Below are 6,737 nucleotides of genomic sequence, written 5' to 3' on the forward strand. Positions count from 1 at the left end.
TGTTCGTGCCATTGCCGCCACCGGCCGAAGCCGCTAGAGAGAAGCAACAGGAAATGCGCCCGCGGGGGCAGTGAAGGAACAAGTCTGCGTGTCCGAAAAAGCCGATACCAAGCCGAACGCCCTTTGGGAAAATATTAAAGTCATTATTCAGGCACTGTTGCTGGCAATGGTGATCCGGACGGTCTTTTTCCAGCCGTTCACTATTCCCTCCGGCTCGATGATGCCGACCCTGCTTGTCGGCGACTATATCTTCGTCAACAAGTTCGCTTACGGGTATTCCAAATACTCGCTGCCTTTCTCGCCGAACCTTTTCAGCGGCCGCATCTTCGGCAGCGAGCCTGCGCGCGGCGATATCGTTGTCTTCCGCTTCCCGCCGAACCCGGACATCGATTACATCAAGCGCCTCGTTGGCCTGCCAGGGGACCATATTCAGGTGAAGGAAGGCGTGCTCTACGTCAACGGCAAGCCTGTTCCGAAGGTGCCGGATGGCGCCTTCACTTCCGATTACAAGCTCGATCCGGGTGAGGACGTACCGGTATTCCGCGAAACGATGGACGACGGTAAGACCTATGACACGCTGGACCAGTCGCCGGTTTCCCGCGGTGACAACACCCAGGAATTCGTCGTGCCGGAAGGCCATTATTTCATGATGGGCGACAACCGTGACAACTCGCTCGACAGCCGTTTTGATGTCGGCTTCGTCCCGGCGGAAAACCTCGTCGGCCGCGCCAGCATCATCTTCTTCTCCCTCGGAAACGACACCTCCTTCCGCGAAATCTGGAAATGGCCGGCCAACATGCGGTGGGATCGTCTCTTCAAGGTTGTTGAATGAGTAAAGCGCAGACGCTCTCGGCGGCGGACCGGATAAAGCTTGAAGCTTTGATCGGCCATCAGTTCGCCGAAAAGGAGCGCCTGGATCGCGCGTTGACGCATGCCAGCGCCCGCTCGCAGAAGGCCGGTAATTACGAACGTCTGGAATTCCTCGGTGACAGGGTGCTTGGCCTTTGTGTCGCCGAGCTGCTTTTCCGGACGTTCAAGACGGCCGCGGAGGGTGAGTTGTCGGTGCGCCTCAACCAGCTGGTCAGCGCCGAGACCTGCGCGGTCGTGGCGGACGAACTGGGCCTGCACCTCTTCATCCGAACAGGCGCGGACGTAAAGAAGCTCACCGGCAAGCGCATGCTGAACGTGCGCGCCGATGTTGTCGAAAGCCTGATTGCAGCGCTCTATCTGGACGGCGGCCTGGAAGTCGCTCGCGGCTTCATCCTTAAATACTGGGAGAAGCGGGCAGTACGCGCCGACGGTGCAAAACGGGACGCCAAGACCGAGCTGCAGGAATGGTCACACGCGAAATTCGGCGTTACGCCGCAATATCGGGTTGAAGAACGCACCGGGCCGGATCATGATCCGCGCTTCACGGTGACGGTGGAAGTCGCCGGCGTTCAGCCGGAAACGGGCGTCGAGCGCTCGAAGCGTGCGGCCGAGCAGGTCGCCGCGACGAAGATGCTGGAACGCGAAGGCATTTGGCAGAAATCCTCTGCCGGAAATTGACGGGACAATGACCGAAGAAAACGATATGGCGCATGATGTCGCCGCTGAACCCAATGGCGAAACGCATTCAGGCTTCGTGGCCCTGATCGGCCCGACCAATGCCGGCAAATCGACGCTGGTGAACCGCTTCGTCGGCGCCAAGGTATCGATCGTCAGCCATAAGGTGCAGACGACACGCGCCATCGTGCGCGGCATCGCGATCCACAACAATGCGCAGATCGTTTTCATGGATACGCCCGGCATCTTCAAGCCGCGCCGCAGGCTTGACCGCGCCATGGTCACCTCGGCCTGGGGCGGCGCCAAGGATGCCGATCTCATCATGCTGCTGATCGACAGCGAGCGTGGCCTGCGTGGCGATGCGGAGGCGATCCTGGAAGGTCTCAAGGATGTGCCGCAGGCGAAAATTCTCGTGCTCAACAAGATCGACCGCGTGAAGCGCGAAGACCTTTTGGCGCTCGCCAGCGCCGCGAACGAGAAGATCGCCTTCGACAGGACCTTCATGATCTCGGCGGAGAACGGCTCCGGCTGCGACGATGTCATGGACTATCTGTCGGAGACCTTGCCGGCAGGTCCGTGGTACTATCCGGAAGATCAGATTTCCGATCTGCCGATGCGCCAGCTCGCCGCCGAAATCACGCGCGAGAAGCTTTTCCTGCGCCTGCATCAGGAGCTTCCCTATTCCTCCCACGTCGAAACGGAAAAATGGGAGGAGCGGAAGGACGGCTCGGTTCGTATCGAGCAGGTGATCTATGTCGAGCGCGACAGCCAGAAGAAGATCACGCTTGGCAAGGGCGGCGAAACGATCAAGGCGATCTCCTCGGCGTCCCGCAAGGAGCTCTCCGAAATCCTCGAGCAGCCCGTGCATCTCTTCCTCTTCGTCAAGGTTCGCGAAAACTGGGGCGATGATCCCGAGCGCTTCCGCGAGATGGGGCTCGACTTTCCGCACTGACTGACGGCAACATATTTGCTGGTTGGAAGCCAGCGCTTTGTTTCCAAACCAAAAAATTCCGCCGTTGACGGAACAAAACCGCACCATTTGCATTAGCATGCCAACCGGCGCTACCTTCAGGGAGCGCCGATTTTTGCGAGAGCAAGGGCGGGAATGGCGACGGCAAGAGCAACTCACGCATACAAGACTCCGTGCGAGCTGTGTCCCTTGCGGCCGCTGCCGCATTTCAGGGACTTTACCCACGAGGAGCTGGAGTTCGTTTCGTGGTTCAAGAAGGGTGAGCTCGCTGTGGATGCTGGGGCAACGGTCCTGGTCGAAGGCGCTCACAGCGCACATCTTTACACAGTCCTTGCCGGCTGGGGATTTCGCTACAAGTCACTCGAAGACGGCCGCCGCCAGATCCTGAACTATGTCATGCCTGGCGATCTGATCGGCCTGCAGGGCACGATTGTCGGTGAAATGCAACATACCGTCGAGACGCTCTCTCCGGTCGTGCTCTGCGTTTTCGAGCGCGACGAGCTGATGACGCTTTATAACAAGCACCCCTCGCTGGCTTTGGATATCACCTGGATCGCGGCACAGGAGGAGCGGATGCTGGACGAGCACCTTTTGAGTATTGGCCGGCGCAATGCGTTGGAGCGGGCGGCGTATCTGATCGCCTTCCTTTTCGAGCGCGGCAAACGACTTGATCTTTTCAGTGATCGAAAGGCCATTCCGATTACCCAGCAGCATATCGCAGATACGCTTGGGCTTTCGATCGTCCACACAAACAAAACATTGAAGAAACTGGCGGAACGAAAGCTGATCCGTTGGCAGGAGCGTGGCTGCGAAGTGCTGGACGGGAAGGGATTGAAAGAAGTTGCCGGCTGGGAGGGGCTTGGCGAAACCAAGCGGCCTCTCATATAATATGGCGGAGCCATGTCTTTTTTAAATGCAAACCGTTTGGACAGACAATAAGGTCGCTGATGTCACTTTTATCCCGTTTGCTTGCTGTCAACCAAATCGGACGAGCGGCTATTCTGTCCCGGAGGCGGAGCTATGGCCGGGCAACTCAGTTACATGGGCACCAGAGGTAAAGATGCGGGTTAGACAGGGGGCGTGCGCCATGGATGGCGTTCGGCTAGGGGCGTGGAGATCATGAGCGCAAGCCGTGTTCTGGTCCTTGAAGACAATCTCATCATTGCGATGGAAGTCGAAGACATGCTTCGCGTCGTTGGCGTGGAGACGGTCGACATTGCCAACAGTCTCGATCAGGCAATGGATGCAGTCAAAGTGGAGCGCTATGATTTCGCGCTGCTCGACGTCAATCTCGGTGAGGCGATGAGCTTCGGCTTCGCGCGCTATTTGAAAGAAGCCGGCATTCCCTTCGGCTTCGTCAGCGGTTATTCCGACACGCAGGATTTCCCGCCGGATCTTCAGCATGTCCCGCTTCTCGTAAAGCCGTTCGATGAAGGCGCGATGCGGGAATTCCTGAAGAAGCTGCTTCCGACAGCCGAACTCGACCCAGCGTCATGACATAAGAGTTGCCTTGCTTTAGGATCGATTCCTGAGGCTCAAGGTACGTTCGACGATGCAGTGGCAGGATCATGCAATCATTATTGGCGTCAAGCGCCACGGCGAGACTAGCGTCATCGCCGAGGTGATGACGCGTGACCGCGGGCGTCATCTCGGCCTCGTCCGCTCCGGCCGCTCGCGCGCGATGCAACCGGTGCTTCAGCCCGGCAACGAGGTGGATGTGATCTGGCGCGCGCGCCTCCACGAGCATCTCGGCGAATTCCGCATCGAGCCGCTGCAACTGCGCGCCGCCCGGTTGATGGAGACGGCCACCGCCGTCTATGGCGTGCAGGCGATGGGTGCGCTTTTGCGGCTTCTGCCGGAGCGCGACCCGCATCCGCACCTTTACGATGCTCTTGAAGTCATCCTCGATAATCTCCACAATCCCGCCGACGCCGGCGAGCTCTTCGTCCGCTTCGAGCTTTCCGTCCTGAACGATCTCGGCTTTGGTCTTGACCTTGCCGAATGCGCCGCAACCGGTGCGAGGACCGATCTTGCCTATGTCTCGCCGAAATCCGGCCGCGCCGTCAGCCGTGCTGCCGGCGCCCCTTGGGCGGACAAGATGTTCGTGCTTCCCGAATTTCTCCTGCCCGAGGGTAACCATGCCGCAGATTTCGATAGTCTGAGCGCGGCCTTTCGCCTGACCGGCTTCTTCCTGCATCGTCACGTCTACGAACCACGCGGCATCGACGCCGCCGCGGCCCGCGACGGATTCATTCAGGCCGCTCTGAAGGCGCTCGATTCGTCTATCAAGGTCATTCCCGCAGCGCCCCTCGCAGGTTAGCCCGCGGCGCGCACCTTGAAGGCCCAGCCCTCCGGCCGCTCCTTGAGGACGGTGACAGCGTCGCCGATCGCGATCCGGCCGGTGCTGCGCGGTACGGCGTTCCAGCCGAAAATCGGCCCGGGCACGCGGCGGTCCGCCGACATGCGGATGCGGCCCATGGCCGGCATCGGGTTGGGAACGTCGCGCGATCCGGTCATCTGATCCTGTGTGGTCATGATGCAGCGGGCACAGGGCTTTACGAGATCGAAGCGGATGCCGCCGATTTCGATTGCCGCCCAGCGGTCCTCCGGCCAGGCTTCATCCGTATCGATGACGATGTTCGGACGGAAGCGCTCCATGCCGACGCTGCCTTCGCCATTCGCGGCCAGGTTAGCATTGAGCGCCTTCAGCGAGCCGGTCGTGGTCACGAGGATCTGATAGCCATCGGCGAAGGTCACAGGCGTCTCTCCGCCCGCCCATTCGGCGTTCGCGATGCGTTGCGCCTGATCGTCGAAGAAGACCAGCTTTACCTCGCGCCCGAGCCACTCGGAAAACCGCGCATTGCTTTCGTTGTCGGCAACCGCGGCATTTACCAGGGACTTCCAGACGACCACATCCATCCGGCGGTCCGGCTGCGGCAAGCGTACCGCGATATCCGGCTTTCCGGCCATCATCAGCCGGAAAGCGCCGGGCTCCGGCCGGACTTCGATCCGGACTAGCGCCGGCATTTCGCGCTGCGTGATGAACTGACCGTCAGGATCCGTCACCATCGCCCGCCGGTCGCCCGGAAGACCGGAGGCGTCGACCGAAGAGAAAGGAAGCGCGATGCCGCGGGCGCTCTTGAGCGGATAGATAAAAAGATCGCTGACCCGCATTCCGTTCTCCTAGATCTCGTCCATGAATGCCGCGAGGAAGTCGCGCAGACGTTTGTCGCGTTCGGCGGCAAGTTTGCGCCCCGCCGCCGTCTGAAATCCGTCGGCAAGCTTGAACAGCTTTGTCTGGAAATGGTCAATGACATAGCGCCGATCGTCGAGCGGGCGGGTTTCCGCCGCCGGATCGAAAGGATCGTAGAGGCCCGAGCCCATTCGTCCGCCGATGTAGAAGCAGCGCGCCGCTCCCATCATGCCGATCGCATCAAGCCGGTCGGCATCCTGCAAAATCCTCGCTTCCACCGTTTCCGGAGCGATGTTGGCGGAAAAGCTGTGGGCGGTGATCGCATGCGCCACACTCGCAATCGCATCCGCCGCCCAGCCGAGCGCCTGCAGAATGCCGGATGCCTTCTCCGCCGCGAGCGCCGAAGCCTTGGAGCGCAGCGGTGAGCTTTTTTCGACCGCAACGCAATCATGGAGAAGGACGGCTGCCGCCAGTATTTTGCCGTTGCCGCCTTCGTCTGCATGGATGCGCATCGCATTTTTGAACACGCGCAGGATATGCGCAAGGTCGTGCGATCCGTCGTCGCCTTCGGCGGCATGCGGAACGAGGTCAGCTGCGAGGCTTTCGAAAGGGAAAAAGGCCTTGGCTTCGAACATGCGGATCACCGAACTTTGGAAGAGCTGAGGCTTCCGCATAATGCTTCAAGACCCGAGTCGCAATGAAGCTCTCAGCTCGCTTTCGTCAAAATCTCGGAGCGGGATGTTGAAGGCAGCGGCCTTGCCGGGGCGGTCAAAACGCCGGTGGAAGGCCTCGCTTAAAGACTTTGTCAATCTTGATTAATGGGAAGTTAACAGCTTATTGACCCGACTCGCAAATCGGTCTATCCACCGAGTCAGTTTTGATCGTCCCACATTGTATTGCGTACAAACATCACCGGAAAAAAGAGGCGGTGAAAGGAGGTTTGTATGACGCATATTTCACCTGTTTCAGAGACGTCCTATGCCTATTTGGCAACTCTTTCGCGGCTGGATACCAATGGCGACGGCGTAT

The 6,737-nt window shown here is 59.6% G+C and carries 7 protein-coding genes and 1 pseudogene; 6 read left to right on the forward strand and 2 right to left on the reverse strand.

Annotated features, from left to right (window positions below; translation table 11 throughout):
- Nucleotides 1-88 precede the first annotated feature (88 nt).
- The 6 genes and pseudogenes from lepB to recO all read left to right on the forward strand — a co-directional run bounded on the left by lepB (nucleotide 89) and on the right by recO (nucleotide 4,835).
- Nucleotides 89-832 (forward strand): signal peptidase I, encoded by a 744-nt coding sequence (gene lepB / locus ACPYOI_RS14965; RefSeq protein ID WP_168829018.1) that lies wholly within the window; start codon nucleotides 89-91, stop codon nucleotides 830-832.
- Nucleotides 829-1,548: a ribonuclease III gene (rnc, locus tag ACPYOI_RS14970; RefSeq protein ID WP_168829019.1), complete on the forward strand. Its 720-nt coding sequence runs from the start codon at nucleotides 829-831 to the stop codon at nucleotides 1,546-1,548. The genes lepB and rnc overlap by 4 nt, the downstream gene beginning before the upstream one ends.
- Nucleotides 1,549-1,555: 7 nt before the next feature.
- Complete coding sequence (gene era / locus ACPYOI_RS14975) at nucleotides 1,556-2,497, forward strand: GTPase Era (RefSeq protein ID WP_481418973.1); 942 nt, start codon at nucleotides 1,556-1,558, stop codon at nucleotides 2,495-2,497.
- Nucleotides 2,498-2,650: 153 nt separating this feature from the next.
- Nucleotides 2,651-3,403: a Crp/Fnr family transcriptional regulator gene (locus tag ACPYOI_RS14980; RefSeq protein ID WP_481418972.1), complete on the forward strand. Its 753-nt coding sequence runs from the start codon at nucleotides 2,651-2,653 to the stop codon at nucleotides 3,401-3,403.
- A gap of 219 nt (nucleotides 3,404-3,622) precedes the next feature.
- A pseudogene (locus tag ACPYOI_RS14985) lies at nucleotides 3,623-4,012 on the forward strand (response regulator); the annotation flags it as partial.
- Between the two features lie 55 nt (nucleotides 4,013-4,067).
- Complete coding sequence (gene recO / locus ACPYOI_RS14990) at nucleotides 4,068-4,835, forward strand: DNA repair protein RecO (protein WP_481418971.1); 768 nt, start codon at nucleotides 4,068-4,070, stop codon at nucleotides 4,833-4,835.
- On the opposite strand, the gene ACPYOI_RS14995 is transcribed toward recO, so the two are convergent.
- Both ACPYOI_RS14995 and ACPYOI_RS15000 read right to left on the reverse strand, forming a co-directional pair.
- Nucleotides 4,832-5,689: an MOSC domain-containing protein gene (locus ACPYOI_RS14995; protein WP_481418970.1), complete on the reverse strand. Its 858-nt coding sequence runs from the start codon at nucleotides 5,687-5,689 to the stop codon at nucleotides 4,832-4,834. The genes recO and ACPYOI_RS14995 overlap by 4 nt on opposite strands.
- Nucleotides 5,690-5,698: 9 nt before the next feature.
- The gene (locus ACPYOI_RS15000) at nucleotides 5,699-6,343 is read right to left on the reverse strand and encodes an HD domain-containing protein (RefSeq protein ID WP_481418969.1); all 645 of its coding nucleotides are present in this window, start codon (nucleotides 6,341-6,343) and stop codon (nucleotides 5,699-5,701) included.
- Nucleotides 6,344-6,737 lie beyond the last annotated feature (394 nt).

It is taken from the genome of Rhizobium sp. SVR5-2C (genome assembly GCF_056755115.1).

What these genes read in the sequence shown, in the direction of transcription:
- ACPYOI_RS15000 (WP_481418969.1), bottom strand. Translation starts at nt 6,343, where the DNA reads ATGTTCGAAGCCAAGGCCTTTTTCCCTTTCGAAAGCCTCGCAGCTGAC.
- recO (WP_481418971.1), top strand. Translation starts at nt 4,068, where the DNA reads ATGCAGTGGCAGGATCATGCAATCATTATTGGCGTCAAGCGCCACGGC.
- ACPYOI_RS14995 (WP_481418970.1), bottom strand. Translation starts at nt 5,689, where the DNA reads ATGCGGGTCAGCGATCTTTTTATCTATCCGCTCAAGAGCGCCCGCGGC.
- era (WP_481418973.1), top strand. Translation starts at nt 1,556, where the DNA reads ATGACCGAAGAAAACGATATGGCGCATGATGTCGCCGCTGAACCCAAT.
- rnc (WP_168829019.1), top strand. Translation starts at nt 829, where the DNA reads ATGAGTAAAGCGCAGACGCTCTCGGCGGCGGACCGGATAAAGCTTGAA.
- ACPYOI_RS14980 (WP_481418972.1), top strand. Translation starts at nt 2,651, where the DNA reads ATGGCGACGGCAAGAGCAACTCACGCATACAAGACTCCGTGCGAGCTG.